Genomic DNA, 16098 nt, shown 5'->3' with positions numbered 1-16098 from the left:
CAAAAAACTACCCCCTAGCTGCACGAACAGTTAGGGGGTAAAAGTTTACAAGTTAGCCAGGTGGCTATTTATCCGCTACTTTGCGCAGACAGCGCCCCAGACTTCGGGTTACCGCGGAAGCACCAGGCGGTAAGCACCGCGAAGATGAAGGTGGTGCAGGCAAGCCCGCCGACGGTGAGGAAATACGCGGAGTCATACGCCGCCGCGGCGGTGTCGTGCGTGGCGGGCGATAGGAGGGCATCGGTGCCTTGCGGGGCGAGGGCATCGGGAAGCTTGTGCGTCATCAGTAGTGGCACGAGGGAGCCGGTAATGGCGATGGAGAGCAGCGTGCCGAATTCGTAGGAGACGGCTTCCACGCCAGAGGCCATGCCCGCGCGGTGGGAGGGGGCGGCATTGATGATGGCGGTGGAAGAAACGGACATCGAGGAGCCGGCGCCTAAGCCGGTGAGGATGAGGCCGGTAATAAAGACCGCGAGGTTATCGGCGCGGTCGGCCCAGATGATGCCCAGCATGCCGATGCCCATGCTGAGGAAACCGCCGCTGATAATGGGCAAAAAGCCCACGCGGTGCAAGATGCTGCCGCCCACAATGGCGGTGGGGATGGCCGCAACCGCCATGGCGGAGATGAAAAGGCCGGCGTCGAGGGGCGAGAGGGCATCGACAAGCTGCAGCTTTTGGGTGGTAAGTAATTCAAGCCCCGTAAGGCCAAACATGGCGCCACCGGCGGTGAGCACGCCGCCGGTAAAGGTGGGCGAGTAGAAGATGTCAAAGGTCAAAAGCGGATCATTTAGCCGGGTTTGCCGGTGGGCAAAGGCTGCGGCGCCGAGTAAGAAAGCGGCAATGGAACAGACTAGCAGCGCGACATTGATCTGGGTGGCCGCCGCCGTCTTAATGGCCAGGACCAGGCTGGACAAGGTAATAAGCGCGTAGAACGAGGACGGGAAATCCCAGTGCTTGTGCGGGTTCGGCAGGTTCGGCGGGCCAAGGAGGAAGGTAAGAATAATGGCGAGGGCCACGATGGGCACGTTGATCAAAAACACCGAGCCCCACCAGAAATGCTCTAAGAGGAATCCGCCCACGGTGGGCCCTGCGGCAGCGCCCACGACGGCGACGGAACTCCAGATACCGATGGCTTTATTGCGCTCGACCTCGTTGGGAAAGGTCAGGCGGATAAGCGCCAGGGTGGAAGGCAGCATGATGGCAGCACCCAGGCCCAACAAGGCGCGGCCGGCAATGAGCAACCAGGCATTCGGCGAATAAGCCGCCACGAGGGAGGCGGTGCCGAAGGTGGCCAGGCCAATGAGGAACATCAGGCGGTGGCCAATGCGATCGCCCAAGGTGCCGGTGCCAAGGAGCAAGCCCGATAGAACCAGCGTATAGGCGTTGATGATCCACAATTGCTGCATGTCAGTGGCGTGCAGCTGCTGTGTGAGCTGCGGCAGTGCCGTATAAAGGATGGAATTATCCAGGCCCACCATGAGTAGACCCAGGGACACCACGGCAAAGAAGGACCACCGCTGCGCCGGGGTGGAAGAGGATTCCGCGGCCGCGCGGTGCGGGGGCTTAGTGGCGGTAGCAGGTGACTCGATGCTCATCGCTAGAAACCGTAGCGAAGCGGTGTGTGATATTTCAGGTTAGTATTGCCTTCCTCACAAGTAGGCGGGTGGTGTGAGTATGTAGGAATAGCTGGACTTTCCTGCATGTTTAGTAGCACAGTGGTACTAGAACAGTTAAAGAGTTAAGGGTGATGTTTAATGGCACGCAATTACGCAGAACAACTTGTTGAGACGCTAGAAAAGCAGGGCGTCGAGCACATTTATGGCCTCGTGGGAGACTCCCTCAACCCGATCGTGGACGCGGTGCGCCGCTCCTCCATCGAGTGGATCCACGTGCGCAATGAGGAGGCCGCAGCCTTTGCGGCCGAGGCCGATTCCTTGACCACGGGCAAGCTGGCCGTGTGTGCGGCCTCCTGTGGTCCGGGCAATACCCACCTCATCCAGGGCCTTTATGATGCCAACCGCAATGGCGCCAAGGTGCTGGCCCTAGCATCGCACATTCCTTCCCGCCAGATTGGTTCCCACTTCTTCCAGGAGACCCACCCAGAGCAGATCTTCCAGGAGTGCTCCGGCTACTGCGAAATGGTCATGTCCGGCGACCAGGGCGGGGTTGTACTCCACCACGCTATCCAGTCCACCATGGCTGGCAATGGCGTATCGGTGCTGGTTATCCCTGGCGACGTTTCTACCGAAGAGGTTGATGATGACACCTTCGTAGAATCCAAGATCTCCACCGGCCGCCCCGTGGTCTACCCGGACCCGGCTGAGGCCGCAGCGCTGACCCAGGCCATCAATGAGGCCAAATCCGTCGCCTTCTTCGTGGGTGCCGGTGTGAAGGATGCCCGCGAGCAGGTGCTGAAGCTGGCAGAAAAGGTCAAGGCCCCCATCGGCCACGCGCTCGGCGGCAAGATGTATATCCAGTACGATAACCCGTTTGACGTGGGCATGTCCGGCCTGCTGGGCTACGGCGCCGCGCACGAGGCCACCCACGAAGCGGACCTGCTGATCCTCTTGGGCACGGACTTCCCGTATAACGACTTCCTGCCTAAGGGCAACGTGGCGCAGGTGGATATCAACGGCTCCCACATCGGCCGCCGCACCAAGATCTCCTACCCCGTGACCGGTGATGTTGCCGCCACCATCGAGAATATCCTGCCGCACGTGGAGGAGAAGAAGGACCGCTCCTTCTTGGATAAGATGCTGAAGAAGCACTACGACAAGCTGGAGCACGTCGTGGAGGCTTATACCTCCAACGTGGAAAAGCACACTCCAATCCACCCTGAGTACATCGCGGATCTCATTGACCAAGAGGCCGACGATGACGCCATCTTCACCGTCGATACCGGCATGTGCAATGTCTGGGGCGCGCGCTACATCACCCCGAATGGCAAGCGCGAGCAGATCGGCTCCTTCCGCCACGGCACGATGGCAAACGCCCTGCCGCAGGCCATCGGCGCGCAGCAGGCTAATCCTGGCCGCCAGGTCATTACTTTCTCTGGCGATGGCGGATTGTCCATGCTCATGGGCGAGCTGCTGACGGTTAAGCTGCACCAGCTGCCGGTCAAGATGTTCGTGTTCAATAACTCCTCGCTGGGCATGGTCAAGCTGGAGATGCTGGTGGGCGGCATTCCGGAGCACGAGACCGACCACGAGTCCGTGGACTTTTCCAAGATCGCAGAAGCCGCAGGCATCAAGACCTTCCGCATCGAGGATCCGAAGCAGGCTCCAAAGCAGATCAAGAAGGCCTTGGCTTATAACGGCCCTGCGCTTATCGATGTCGTCACTGACCCCAACGCCCTGTCCCTGCCACCGACGCTGACCTTCGATCAGCTCCTGGGCTTCTCCAAGGCCGCTACCCGCACCGTCTTCGGCGGCGGCGTGGGCTCCATGCTGTCCATGGCCAAGTCCAACCTGCGCAATATCCCGCGCCCGCAGGACTTCTAAGCTGTAACTGCCCAATAGCGCGCTAGCCACGCTTCCTTTTTCCACCGCGGATTTCTTTCCATGGTTGGAAAGGGGGAAGCGTGGCTTTTTGCTTTCACAGGTTTCAATCAGAAACTTATCAGTAGGCTAGAAACTGGGTTTGCCATGATGGCTTAGTGAAGCTTGCACGCACGCAGGTGTGCAGATAACAGGAAGTAATAGGAGCTACAGGACGCATGGAAGACAATAAACTTGCCAAAGTCCTCGTCGTTGATGACGAGCCGAATATCGTGGAACTACTGACGGTATCGTTGAAGTTCCAAAATTTTGAGGTCTACAGCGCTAACTCGGGCAATGAGGCGCTGCGCGTGGCGCGCGAGGTCAACCCGGATGCCTATATTTTGGACGTCATGATGCCGGGCATGGACGGCTTTGAGCTCTTGGGCAAGCTGCGCCAGGAGGGCCTGGATGGCCCAGTGCTGTACCTGACCGCTAAGGACGGCGTGGATCAGCGCATCCACGGCCTGACCATCGGCGCGGACGATTACGTCACCAAGCCCTTTAGCCTTGAAGAGGTCATTACCCGCCTGCGCGTGATCATGCGCCGCGGCGGTGCCGCCGAGGAGTCTTCTAATGACGCCACCATGAGCTATGCCGATCTGACCTTGAATGACGATACCCACGAGGTCACCAAGGGCGGCGAGCTCATTGAGCTTTCTCCCACGGAATTCAACCTCCTGCGCTACCTCATGCAAAACAAGGAAGTGGTGCTCTCTAAGTCCAAGATCCTGGACAACGTCTGGCACTACGATTTCGGCGGCGACGGCAACGTCGTGGAATCTTATATTTCTTACCTGCGCCGCAAGATCGATACCGGCGATACGCAGCTTATCCACACCGTGCGCGGTGTTGGCTATGTGCTGCGCACCCCTCGGTCCTAAACTGACGTTTTATAATGGCAGATTCACAGGAGAACCCCGCTGCGGGCAGGCCCGTGCAGGCTAAGCCCCAGCAAACCCAGCAGCCGCCCAAGAAATGGCATGAGCAGCTGGACCAGCTGCCGCAGCAGGGGCAGGGAAAGAAGAAGCGCTCCAAGCGCGACTACATCAAGCAGATTCCGCAGGCGATGCCGCTTCGCACCTGGCTTGTGGTTCTCCTCGTGGTTATCTCCGGCCTCGGGTTAACGGGCTCGTCCTTTGCCGTGAACTCGATCATGCGCAACGTGCTCTATAACAACGTCGATAGCGAACTGCGCTCGGCGTCGTCCTCCTGGGCCCGCGATGTGGGCAATGACTTCTTCCTAGGGGATCACACCAAGCGCCCGCCCACGGAATACGTGGTGCTCAATTACCTTCCAGATGGCACCATTCGCTATTCCGGGCCCACGTCTACCACCCCAGATGTAGAGGGCGTTCCCTTGGGCGGGTACCCCACGACGGTGGGCTCGATTGAAAATAATACCAAGTGGCGCGCGCTGGCCTTTGCGGATTCCAATGGCGTTATCACCGTTATTGCCAAGGATATGACCCATGAAAAGGAAATCCTGCACGGCCTGGCCATGGTGCAGGTATCCATTGCGGCGATTGCCTTGGCGGCGATGGCCGGCGTGGGCTTCTGGTTTATCCGCAGGGCGCTGCGGCCGCTGCGGGTGGTGGAATCGACGGCATCGGAAATCGCGGCAGGCGACCTAGACAAGCGCGTGCCCGAATGGCCGCTGCATACGGAGGTCGGCCAATTGGCCGCCGCGCTCAATATCATGCTGGGCCACCTGCAGCGCTCGGTCGTTACGGCGCAGGAAAAAGAGGAACAGATGCGCCGCTTTGTCGGCGATGCCTCCCACGAGCTGCGTACCCCGTTGACCAGCCTGCGCGGCTACACGGAGCTTTACCGCTCTGGGGCGACGAACGATGTCGATCTGGTCTTTTCCAAGATCGATAAGGAATCCAAGCGCATGTCGCTGCTGGTAGAGGATCTGCTGGCGCTGACACGCGCGGAAGGTACGCGCCTGGACCTGCGGCCGGTGGATCTTCTGGAGCTTTCCCTCTCTGTGGGCTCGTCCGCGCGCGCCGCCTTCCCCGAGCGCGAGGTCAAGGTGGTTAATAATGCGCAGTCCATTCCGGTGGTCAATGGCGATGCGGACCGCCTCCACCAGGTGCTGCTCAACCTGATTTCCAATGGCCTGCGCCACGGCGGCGAGGAAGCCACGGTTACCCTGCAGCTGCGCCGCGACAACAAGGACATCCTGGTAGACGTCATCGATGACGGCAAGGGAATGTCGTCCGAGGACGCCGCCCACATCTTCGAGCGCTTCTACCGCGCGGATTCCTCGCGCACGCGCGATACCGGCGGATCTGGGTTGGGCCTTGCCATCGTGCATTCCCTAGTGGAACAGCACGGCGGCAGCATCAGCGTGGACTCCAAGCTGGGCCAGGGCACCACCTTTACGGTGCGCCTGCCCGCGCTGGAGGAACCGGAGGATTAGTCCTCGCGGTAGCCATCCTCGTTGGTGCCCAGGTGCTGGCGGATGCGCGCGGCCGCCTCATCCATGGCGGCATCGTCGGTGTCCTCGGCGGCATAGGCCTTGGCAAAGTCGTATTCTTCCATCTTCTCGGTGGGGAAGAGGTGGATGTGGGTGTGCGGCACATCGAAGCCGGCGATGACGTAGCCGGTGCGCGGGGTATCGTACGCGTTCTTGATGGCCTCACCGATTTCTAGGGCCACCTCGTTCAGGTGCGTCCAGGTCTGTGGATCCAGGTCGGTCCACTTATCTACTTCCTCGACGGGCACGACCAGGGTGTGGCCGTAGCGCAGCGGCTCGATGGATAAGAAAGCCACGCAAGTCTTATCGCGGTAGACAAAGCGGGCGGGTAGGTCACCAGTGATGATTTTGCTAAATACAGAAGCCATAGCTGCCAGGCTACCCCAGCTATGATGGTGGGCATGCGCATTCTCGTAATTGGTTCGGGCGGCCGTGAACACGCCCTCGTGAAAGGACTGCACGCTGATCCACAGGCTGCGGAGATCCACGTCGCGCCGGGCAGCGCGGCCATGGCACCGCTGGCTACCCTGCACCCGGAATACTCCCAGGTAGATACCCCAGAACGCATGGTGGAACTCGCCCGGGAGATCAATGCCGAGCTCGTGGTCATCGGCCCCGAGGTGCCGCTGGTCGCCGGCGTGGCGGATGCACTGCGCGCAGAAGGCATCGCCGTCTTCGGGCCGAATAAGGACGCGGCCCAGATTGAAGGCTCCAAGGCCTTTGCCAAGGAAGTCATGGAGGCCGCTGGGGTCAAGACGGCCCGCGCGCAGCAGCTGCGCCCAGGAGCTAGCGAGGCCGATATTGAGGCCGCGCTGGATAATTTTGGCCCGCAGTTCGTGGTTAAGGATGATGGTCTAGCAGGCGGCAAGGGCGTGGTGGTCACGAGCGAGCGCGCCGATGCCCGCGCCCACGTGGATGCGGTCTTAGGCTCCGGCAACCCCGTGCTGCTGGAATCTTTCCTGGACGGGCCTGAGGTATCGCTATTTTGCCTTGTCGATGGCGAGACCGTCGTGCCGCTGTTGCCCGCCCAGGACCACAAGCGCGCTTACGACAATGACGAGGGCCCCAATACCGGCGGCATGGGCGCGTACACACCGCTGCCGTGGCTTGGCAGGGACGACGTGCAGCGCATCGTCGACGAGGTATGCACCCCGGTTGCCAAGGAAATGGTGCGCCGCGGCACCCCGTATTCCGGCCTGCTCTATGCCGGGCTGGCCTGGGGCGAAGAGGGCCCAGCGGTGGTGGAATTTAACTGCCGCTTTGGTGACCCAGAGACCCAAGCGGTGCTCTCGCTCCTACAGTCCCCGCTGGCACAAGCGCTCAACGCCACTGCCACCGGCACGCTGGCAGAACTCGAGCCCCTTCAGTGGGAAGATGGCTATGCCATCACCGTGGTCATGGCGGCCGAGGGATACCCCGCCTCGCCCCGCAAGGGCGATGCCATTACGGGCGAGAGCCTCGAGGATCCAGAGCGCGTGCTGCACGCCGGCACGAAACGCTCCAATGGGGCATTCCGCAGCAATGGTGGCCGCGTGCTCAACGTGCTGGGCAAGGGCGACACGCTAGACGCCGCGCGCGAGAATGCCTACGCCACCGTCCAGGGCATTGAGTTTGCGGGCGGGTTTGTTCGGGGGGACATCGGCAAGCGCGCGGCAGCCGGTGAAATTTCTATCTAGCAAGTAGCCACGGGGGAGGGCAGGCATGGAATAATGAGCCACGTGGCTGAGAAGAAGAATATCCCCAACGTCCTGTCCTCCCGTTATGCTTCTGCGGAGCTTGCCAATATCTGGAGCGCGGAGCATAAAATCATCCTCGAGCGCAAGCTGTGGATCGCCGTGATGCACGCCCAGAAGAACCTGGGCGTGGACATCCCCGCCAAGGCCATTAGCGCGTACGAGGCCGTTATCGAGGACGTAAACCTCGAATCCATTGCTGAGCGCGAGCGCGTCACCCGCCACGATGTGAAGGCCCGCATCGAAGAATTCAATGCGCTGGCCGGCTACGAGCACATCCACAAGGGTATGACCAGCCGCGATCTCACCGAGAACGTGGAGCAGCTGCAGATCCACACCTCGCTGGAAATCATCCGCGATAAGGCCATCGCCGTGGTCTCGCGCATTGGCCGTCACGCCGCCGAGTACCAATCCCTAGTTATGGCTGGGCGCTCGCACAACGTGGCCGCGCAGGCCACCACGCTGGGCAAGCGCTTTGCCACCGCCGGCGATGAAATGCTGCTGGCCATCGAGCGCGTGGAAGACCTGCTGTCGCACTACCCGCTGCGCGGCATCAAGGGGCCCATGGGTACCTCGCAGGACATGTTGGATCTCATGGGCGGTTCCGAGGATAAGCTCGCCTCCCTAGAGACCAATATCGCGGATTACCTGGGCTTTCGCCGCATTTTCAACTCCGTGGGCCAGGTGTACCCGCGCTCGCTGGATTTCGATGCCATCTCCTGCCTCGTCTCCCTGGGTACCGCCCCGGCATCGCTGGCCACCACCATCCGCCTGATGGCCGGCAACGAGACCGTCACCGAGGGCTTCAAGGAAGGCCAGGTCGGCTCGTCCGCCATGCCGCACAAGATGAACGCCCGCTCCTGCGAGCGCGTGACCGGCCTGCAGGTCATCCTGCGCGGCTACCTCACCATGGCCGCAGACCTCGCCGGCAGCCAGTGGAACGAGGGCGATGTCTCTTGCTCGGTGGTGCGACGCGTGGCGCTTCCCGATGCCTTCTTTGCCATCGACGGCCAATTCGAAACCTTCCTCACCGTGCTCGATGAATTCGGCGCCTTCCCCGCCATGATCGACCGCGAGCTGGAGCGCTACCTGCCCTTCCTCGCCACCACCCGCATTCTCATGGCCGCAGTGCGCGCCGGGGTGGGCCGCGAGACCGCCCACGAGGTCATCAAGGAGAACGCCGTGGCCGTGGCCCTGAACATGCGCGAAAACGGTGGCAACCAGGACCTAGTCCAGCGCCTCGCGGCAGACGACCGCCTGCCCATGGACGAGGCCGAGTTAGAAAGGGTCCTCGAGGATAAGCACGCCTTCATCGGCGCCGCCGAATCCCAGGTCTCTCAGGTCCTGCACCGCATCAAGGTCCTCGTGGGCGAGCACCCCAAGGCCGCCGCTTATACGCCGGGCGAAATCCTTTAGCGCTGTGCGCGGGCTTACCTGCCCTCGCACGCCCGCGCGTTATGATGAGGACCATGCGTCCTGAGCTTTCTTCTTATACCCATGTAGCCTCTGGCAAGGTCCGCGATATTTACGATGTGGACGACACCACCCTGCTGATGGTGGTCTCTGACCGCATCTCCGCCTACGACTTTGCCTTGGAACCGGCCATCCCGGACAAGGGCCGGGTTCTCACGGCCACCTCGAAGTTCTTCTTCGATGCCATCGATTTTCCCAATCACCTCGCCGGACCGCTCGATGATGAGCGCATTCCGGAAGAGTGCTTGGGCCGCGCCATGGTGGTCAAGAAGCTAGACATGCTGCCCTTCGAGTGCGTGGCGCGCGGTTTCCTTACCGGTTCCGGCTTGAAGGAATACCAGGCCGACGGCACCGTCTGTGGCATCGAGCTGCCCGCAGGCCTTGTCGAGGCCTCCCGCCTGCCCGAGCCCATTTTCACCCCAGCCACCAAGGCTGAGCAGGGCGATCACGATGAGAACGTGTCCTTCGCGCACGTGGCGGACAAGCTCGGCCGCGAGCGCGCCGAAGAGCTGCGCGCGGCCACCTTGCGCATTTACGCCAAGGCCGCCCAGCTTGCAGAAGAGAAGGGCATCATCTTGGCCGATACCAAGTTCGAGTTCGGCCTTGATGAAGACGGCACGCTCGTGCTTGCCGATGAAGTCCTCACCCCCGATTCCTCCCGCTACTGGCCCGCCGATTCCTACGTGGAAGGCGAGGTCCAGCCTTCCTTTGATAAGCAGTACGTGCGCGATTGGCTGACCTCTGCTGCCTCCGGCTGGGATAAGTCCTCTGAGACCACCCCGCCCGCGCTTCCCGATGACGTCGTTTCCGCCACCCGCCTGCGCTACATCGAGGCCTACGAAAGGCTATCGGGTGAGCGCTTCGCGGACTTCCTCGCGCCGAGTTCCTAGCCGGGGCGAACCAGACCGGCTCGGGCAACCGCGGTAGCTGGTTGCCCGCCGCTGGGGCAAGGCAGCTGACGCGTACAGTGGTAGGGCATGAGTGATGAAAAGACGACCGCACCGGTAGCTCCAGTCCACCCCATCAAGCGCGAATTTCACGGCCGCGAATTCGTGGATAATTACGAGTGGCTGCGCGATAAGCAATCGCAGGAAACCCTGGATTACCTCAACGCCGAAAACGATTACACGGCGGCGCATACCGGGCACTTGGATGCGATGACGGAAAATATCTTCCAAGAGATTAAATCCCGCATTAAACAAACCGATATGTCCGTGCCCGCCCGCCGCGGTAAGTACTGGTACTACGGACGCTCCGAAGAGGGCAAGAACTACGGTTATTCCTGCCGCATCCCGGTAGAAGAGGGCAGCGATCCGTGGACCGCACCAGTGATTCCGGAAGAAGGCAGCCCAGAGGGCGAAGAAATTATCCTGGACGCCAACGCCCTGGCAGAGGGCAAGGACTTCTTCGCCCTTGGTGCAGCCTCCATCTCAGATTCCGGCCGCTACCTGGCCTATTCCGTGGATTTTGCCGGCGATGAGCGCTTTGAGCTGTCCATTAAGGACCTCGAAACGGGAGAGCTCCTGGACGATCACCTCACCGGTATTTTCTACGGCTCTACCTGGGCAGGCGATGGCTACATCTTCTACTCCACGGTGGATGATGCTTGGCGCCCGGATGCGGTGTGGCGCCATAAGGTAGGCACCGAGCAGTCCGCGGATGTGCGCGTCTTCCATGAGGCGGATGAGCACTTTAATGTGGGCATCGGCAGTGCTCGCTCCGATAAATACCTCTTCATTGGCGTGGGATCGAAGATTACCTCGGAAGCCTGGGTACTGGATACGGAAAACCCAGAAGGCGAATTCCGCCCGCTGTGGCAGCGCGAGACCGGCGTGGACTACGACGTAGACCATGCCGTAGTGGGCGGCGAGGACTATTGGATTGTCACCCACAACGCCACCGGCCCGAACTTCGCGGTGGGCTATGCCAAGGTCGGTGAGGAACTTCCCGCCCTGCGCGATCTGCCGGAGCTGCTGGCACACGATGACACCACCCGCATCGAGGGCGTGGATACCTACCGCGACCACATGGTGGTGGGCTATCGCCGCGGCGGCATCGGCAGGGCCGCCATTATGCGCGTGGGCGATGACTTCGGGGAATTCGAAGAACTCAACTTCAACGAGGAGCTTTTTACCGTCGCCGTGGCCGGTAACCCGGAATGGGACGCGCCGGTAGTCCGCGTGAACTACGTGTCTTATATCCAGCCCGCGCAGCTTTTCGATTACCGCGTGGATACCGGTGAGTACACGCTGCTGAAGGAACAAGAAGTCCCAGGCGGCTATGACCCGGATGATTACGTGGCTTACCGCATCTGGTCTACCGCTAATGATGGCACCAAGATCCCAGTCTCTGTGGTGCACCGTTCCGACCTGGACCGCACCAAGCCCAATCCGACGCTGCTGTATGGTTACGGCTCCTACGAGGCCAGCATGGACCCGTACTTCTCCGCGTCCCGGCTTTCGCTGATGGACCGCGGCATGATTTATGCGGTCGCCCACGTGCGCGGCGGCGGCGAGATGGGCCGTCAGTGGTACGACGACGGCAAGATGTTGCAGAAGAAAAATACCTTCACCGATTTCATCGCAGTGGCCGATGATCTCATCGAGCGCCGCGTGACCACCCCGGATCAAATGGTGGCCGAAGGCGGATCCGCCGGCGGTATGCTCATGGGTGCCGTGGCCAATATGGCACCTGACCGCTTTACCGCCATCCAAGCCGTCGTCCCCTTCGTGGATCCGCTGACCTCGATGCTCATGCCGGAGCTTCCCCTCACCGTTCCCGAATGGGAAGAGTGGGGCGACCCGTACCACGATCCGGAATACTACGACTACATGAAGTCCTACTCGCCCTACGAGAATGTTGAGGCCAAGGACTACCCGGATATCTTGGCTATCACCTCGCTGAACGATACCCGCGTGCTGTACGTGGAACCGGCAAAGTGGATTGCGCAGCTGCGCGCTACCGCCACCGGCGGCGAATTTCTGCTCAAGACGGAGATGGCCGCCGGGCACGGTGGCGTATCCGGCCGCTACGATAAGTGGCGCCAAAACGCCTTCGAATACGCCTGGACCATCAATAAGGCCACCGGCCTTACGGAGTAACCACGCCGCACAGTCACGCGCTGGCCGGCACCCTGGCCAGCGTTCTGGCCAGCGCGCGGATCTGGCGGTACTGTGCGATAATTTGAGCTATGACTAGCCACCTTCTGGTTTCTATCTCCAGTATTTTTGAGGACACTCGGAAGCAGGCTACAAGCTTCCTGTCGGTTCTGGACCGGGAGGAAATTCCCGTCTCCCTGCTCATCGCCCCGCATATTGATGGCAATTGGCACCTGGCCAAGGACAAGGACACCCAACAGTGGCTCAAGGACCAGGCGGCTGCTGGCCGTCCGCTTATCCTCAATGGCTTTGATCAAGCAGTGCAAGGCCGCCGCGCGGAGTTTGCCAACCTCAATTCACATGAGGCGAAGCTGCGCCTAGCCGGTGCGACCCGGCAGATGGCGCAGATTGGTTTCGAACCCACCATCTTCGCGCCCCCGCGCTGGCGCATGTCTCCCGGAACTTTGCAGGTCCTGCCCAAATTCCCCTTTGAGGCGGCGGCTTCTACACGTGGCATCTTGGAGGTGCCCACCGGGAAATTCCACCAAGCCCGCAACCTTTCTTTTGGTGAGGGTTTTGGTTCCGCCAAGTGGTGGCGCAAAAACATCATCCGCGCGGCAGAGCGCTCCGCCCAGCGCGGCAATACCGTGCGCCTTTCCATCTCTGCCCGCAACCTGGATGACCGCAAGGTCATTAAGGACTTTGTCAAGGCTGCTCGCCGCGCCCTCGACGCGGGCGCTACTCCCGCTGATTACAGCATTTACCTTCCGCGTTAGTCCGGCGGAGGTTTTATAGTAGGTAGCATGAAACGAACAGATGAACTAACAACGCAACAGGCGGCAGACTTCTTGAATGTCTCTCGGCCGCGTGTCATCGAGCTCATGGATGAGGGAACCTTGAAGGGGCATACAGAAGGTGCTTACCGCCATCTGTATGCCTCCAGCGTGCAGGACTTTAAACGCCAGAGAGACCTTAAGCAGCGTGCTGCTGCAGACGAGCTCGCGGTGCTTTCTGACGAGATGGGCCTGTACGAGTAGGCGCTCCTACTGGCTTAGGCCGTTAATGAAGTCCTTAGCCTGCTGCGGGAGCATGCCCCAGATTCCAGCGGGGATGATCTTTTGCAGGTTGCCGGTGGCCGCCATGAAGCCGGGGATGGCGAGCAGGCCAGCTAGGATGGCGAAGCCGATAATGGCGCCGGTGCCAAGTGAGCTAGAGCCGAATCCGAAGCCTGGGCCATCGGTGTTGTCATCGTCGCCTTGGTCGTCGCCACTTGGGGCGTCGGTGGATTCATCCTCGCCGAGCGTGAAACCGACCTTGACGGGATCGTGGTCGGAGGCGCGGAAGGGGGAATCGTCGTAGAAATCCACGGCGTTGTAGTTGCGGCGGGAGTATTCAAAGGCGACGGGTTCGTCGGCATTGATGTTCCACACTTGGGCATCGGCAAGCGCGCCCGAAGCAACCGCATTGGCTAGGACGTGGTCTAAGGTGCCGAGCAGGCCGTCGAACTGGTAGGAGGTATCGGCGCCGTATTTTTCCGCAGGCATGGTAAAGCCGTCGTTGCGGAAGACATCGAGCGCGGTTTCGTGGGTGTAGGTATTGAAATCACCCAGGGCGAAAAGCGGCTTATCCTTCCAATCGTCCTGCTTGTGCAGGGCATCGAGCACGGCCTGGGCCTGGGCGTTGCGGACGTTGGGGTTATTGCCCTGGCCGTCGCCGGAATCCTCATCGCCCTTGGCCACCGAGCCCTTGGACTTGAAGTGGTTGGCCACGGCGACGAAGGACTCGTCATCGCTATTGATCGGCTGGAATTCCTGGGCCAGCGGCTCGCGGGCGGTGCCGGAAAAGCGGGGATCCTGGAAGATGCGGGATTCGCCCACGGGCTTGACCACGTCCTTGTGATAAATGAACGCGGTGCGGATGACATCGGGGTGCGCAGGGACCTGATCCTTGGACGGGGAGGGCACGAAGGCCCACTTCTCGGAGCCCGCGGCTTCGTTGAGTTTTTCGGTCAGGCGTTTCAGCGCCTTATCGCGCTGGTCAAAGTCTCCGGTTACCGCGTAGCCATCTTCGATTTCGGAAAGACCAATGACATCTGCATCCAGGCCATTGATGGCCGCGACGATCTTGCGCTCTTGGTCCTCTAAGGCGGATTCGGTATAGGCGCCGCGGGTCTTGCCGCGGTTGACGGTGACCTTATTGCCCGCGCGGTCGGTATAGGCGCTGCCGCCGAATTCCTCGCCCAAAGAGGTGAAGTAATTCAGCACGTTGAAGGCGCCGATGGTGTATTCGCCCTTGACATCATCAACGGCGTGTAGCTCCGCATCGCGGGATTCTTCCCAGGAGATGGGGAGATCGGCGCCGGCGGTTTCACCGGTGACCGGCTCGGTGGGCTGGAAGCGCCACTGCTCGTGGGAATAGCCCACGATGACCGGATGTTGGAATTCCACGGTATCGGTGGTGCGCAGGGACTTGATGGTCTTGCCGCCATCTTGGGCGATATAGGGCAGCGGGGTGTCCTTATCGGTCCTTAGATAATCGCGGGTGCGGCCATCATCCAGGGTGACGAGCTTTTCTGCGTTATCTTTGGCCAGTTTTTGCAGCTCGGAATTGGGGTCGGTGGAAGGGGAGTGGACATCGGAAGGCTGGCGGAAGGCCTCATCGCCCGGGGCGAGGCCGACCTCGCCGTATTGGTTGAGCGAGTAGTTATTGGTCACGGTGTGCTTGCCGGGCTGGATGAGCATGTGCTCAAAGGGCTCGCGGGCGGAATCGCCTTGGGGCAGCTCGTCCACGGCGAGCGGGGTGACCTCCTCCAGCGCGGTATCGAGCTGCTTGAGGGAAGAAGCGCTTACCTGGGTGGCGCCGTAATACTCGGAGACCTGGCCGGTGACCTCAACGGAATCGCCGATGCTGGGGTATTTATCGGCGCCCTTTTTGCCCATGTGGACAAATAGCGCCTGCGAGGCATCGGTGGCTTCTTGGCCGGTGCCGCCGGTCTGGATGGTAAAGCCGTTTAAGCCACCTTCGCTCCACACGCCGGTGACAACGCCCTGGGTAGCAATATTTTGGCCCTCGAGAGGGGAGGTATTGCCGGTGCCCTGGATTTCCGCAATCGGGGTTATGCCTTCGGGGGCGGGAAGATTCTCGGAGCCACCCGAGCCACCCGGCTGTGGGGCCGGGGACTCGTTGCCGGAATTGGTGGGAGAAGGCGTGCCGACGGTGAAGTCCGCGGAGTTGTCATCGGTATCGGCGCCCGCCGCGTTGCGGGAGGCGGAGGTGTCATTGGATAGCGCACCGGTGGCAGCGCCTTCAAACTTGGAAGCGGCGCCGTAACCTAGGAGGTCAATGGTATTACCGGTGGCATCGGCAAGCTGCACCGAGCCCTTCGTGCCGGACATATTGACCTTGCCTTCCGCATCCGGGGTGGGAAGAGCCTGGGCCTGGCCATTGCCGGCGGCGCCCTGCACCAGGTAATAGCCGTGGGGAGCGATGGTGCCGGAAAGTGTAATCTTGCCGCCGCTATTGCCATTGGAGGCGAAGTACTCCACGGACCAGCCAGTGAGATCGATCGCGGCATCGGTGGGGTTATAAAGCTCGATGAAATCATTGGAAAAGCTCGCGCCCTTGTTTCCGCCACCGCCGTAGACCTCAGAGATGACCGCGGTGGAATTATCCGGGGCGGCCATGGCGGAAGGCACCGCGACGGATAGGGAGAGGGTGGAGAAACCGGCAGCGAGGGCTACCCTGCCAAGGCGGCGAAGTGCCATAGAAGTCACCTT

The 16098-nt window shown here is 61.1% G+C and carries 12 protein-coding genes; 9 read left to right on the top strand and 3 right to left on the bottom strand.

The window, feature by feature from the left end; translation table 11 throughout:
• Positions 1-68: 68 nt before the first annotated feature.
• The gene (locus HMPREF1287_RS06520; protein ID WP_023017946.1) at positions 69-1595 is read right to left on the bottom strand and encodes an MFS transporter; all 1527 of its coding nucleotides are present in this window, start codon (positions 1593-1595) and stop codon (positions 69-71) included.
• 159 nt (positions 1596-1754) lie between these two features.
• On the opposite strand from HMPREF1287_RS06520, the gene HMPREF1287_RS06515 reads away from it, so the two are divergent.
• From HMPREF1287_RS06515 to HMPREF1287_RS06505, 3 genes are all read left to right on the top strand, one after another.
• A complete protein-coding gene (locus HMPREF1287_RS06515; RefSeq protein WP_023017945.1) occupies positions 1755-3500 on the top strand; it encodes a pyruvate dehydrogenase in 1746 nt (581 codons plus the stop codon).
• Positions 3501-3715: 215 nt separating this feature from the next.
• Positions 3716-4420, top strand: coding sequence for a response regulator transcription factor (locus tag HMPREF1287_RS06510; RefSeq protein ID WP_005279568.1), 705 nt, complete (start codon positions 3716-3718; stop codon positions 4418-4420).
• 14 nt (positions 4421-4434) lie between these two features.
• Complete coding sequence (locus HMPREF1287_RS06505; protein ID WP_023017944.1) at positions 4435-5961, top strand: cell wall metabolism sensor histidine kinase WalK; 1527 nt, start codon at positions 4435-4437, stop codon at positions 5959-5961.
• Here HMPREF1287_RS06505 and HMPREF1287_RS06500 read toward each other — a convergent pair.
• Positions 5958-6386, bottom strand: coding sequence for an HIT family protein (locus tag HMPREF1287_RS06500; protein ID WP_023017943.1), 429 nt, complete (start codon positions 6384-6386; stop codon positions 5958-5960). The genes HMPREF1287_RS06505 and HMPREF1287_RS06500 overlap by 4 nt on opposite strands.
• 33 nt (positions 6387-6419) lie before the next feature.
• Between HMPREF1287_RS06500 and purD the strand changes: the two genes are divergently transcribed.
• The 6 genes from purD to HMPREF1287_RS06470 all read left to right on the top strand — a co-directional run bounded on the left by purD (position 6420) and on the right by HMPREF1287_RS06470 (position 13359).
• On the top strand, positions 6420-7694 hold the full coding sequence (purD, locus tag HMPREF1287_RS06495) for a phosphoribosylamine--glycine ligase (RefSeq protein ID WP_034654570.1): 1275 nt from the start codon (positions 6420-6422) through the stop codon (positions 7692-7694).
• A 33-nt stretch (positions 7695-7727) separates the two neighbouring features.
• On the top strand, positions 7728-9167 hold the full coding sequence (purB, locus tag HMPREF1287_RS06490) for an adenylosuccinate lyase (RefSeq protein ID WP_023017941.1): 1440 nt from the start codon (positions 7728-7730) through the stop codon (positions 9165-9167).
• Positions 9168-9220: 53 nt separating this feature from the next.
• Positions 9221-10114 (top strand): phosphoribosylaminoimidazolesuccinocarboxamide synthase, encoded by an 894-nt coding sequence (locus HMPREF1287_RS06485; protein WP_023017940.1) that lies wholly within the window; start codon positions 9221-9223, stop codon positions 10112-10114.
• A gap of 87 nt (positions 10115-10201) precedes the next feature.
• The gene (locus tag HMPREF1287_RS06480) at positions 10202-12325 is read left to right on the top strand and encodes a S9 family peptidase (RefSeq protein WP_023017939.1); all 2124 of its coding nucleotides are present in this window, start codon (positions 10202-10204) and stop codon (positions 12323-12325) included.
• Between the two features lie 89 nt (positions 12326-12414).
• Positions 12415-13098 (top strand): DUF2334 domain-containing protein, encoded by a 684-nt coding sequence (locus HMPREF1287_RS06475; protein ID WP_005279578.1) that lies wholly within the window; start codon positions 12415-12417, stop codon positions 13096-13098.
• A gap of 27 nt (positions 13099-13125) precedes the next feature.
• Complete coding sequence (locus HMPREF1287_RS06470; protein ID WP_023017938.1) at positions 13126-13359, top strand: helix-turn-helix domain-containing protein; 234 nt, start codon at positions 13126-13128, stop codon at positions 13357-13359.
• 6 nt (positions 13360-13365) lie between these two features.
• Here HMPREF1287_RS06470 and HMPREF1287_RS06465 read toward each other — a convergent pair whose 3' ends face one another.
• Positions 13366-16086 carry an ExeM/NucH family extracellular endonuclease gene (locus HMPREF1287_RS06465; protein ID WP_023017937.1) on the bottom strand — a complete coding sequence of 907 codons (2721 nt, stop codon included), beginning with the start codon at positions 16084-16086 and terminating at the stop codon, positions 13366-13368.
• Positions 16087-16098: the final 12 nt, after the last annotated feature.

This window comes from Corynebacterium sp. KPL1986 (assembly GCF_000477975.1).
In the GTDB taxonomy this organism is placed as follows: Bacteria; Actinomycetota; Actinomycetes; order Mycobacteriales; family Mycobacteriaceae; genus Corynebacterium; species Corynebacterium accolens.
The sequence above is the reverse complement of the archived record's forward strand: the minus strand, read 5'-3'. Positions and strand labels throughout refer to the sequence as shown.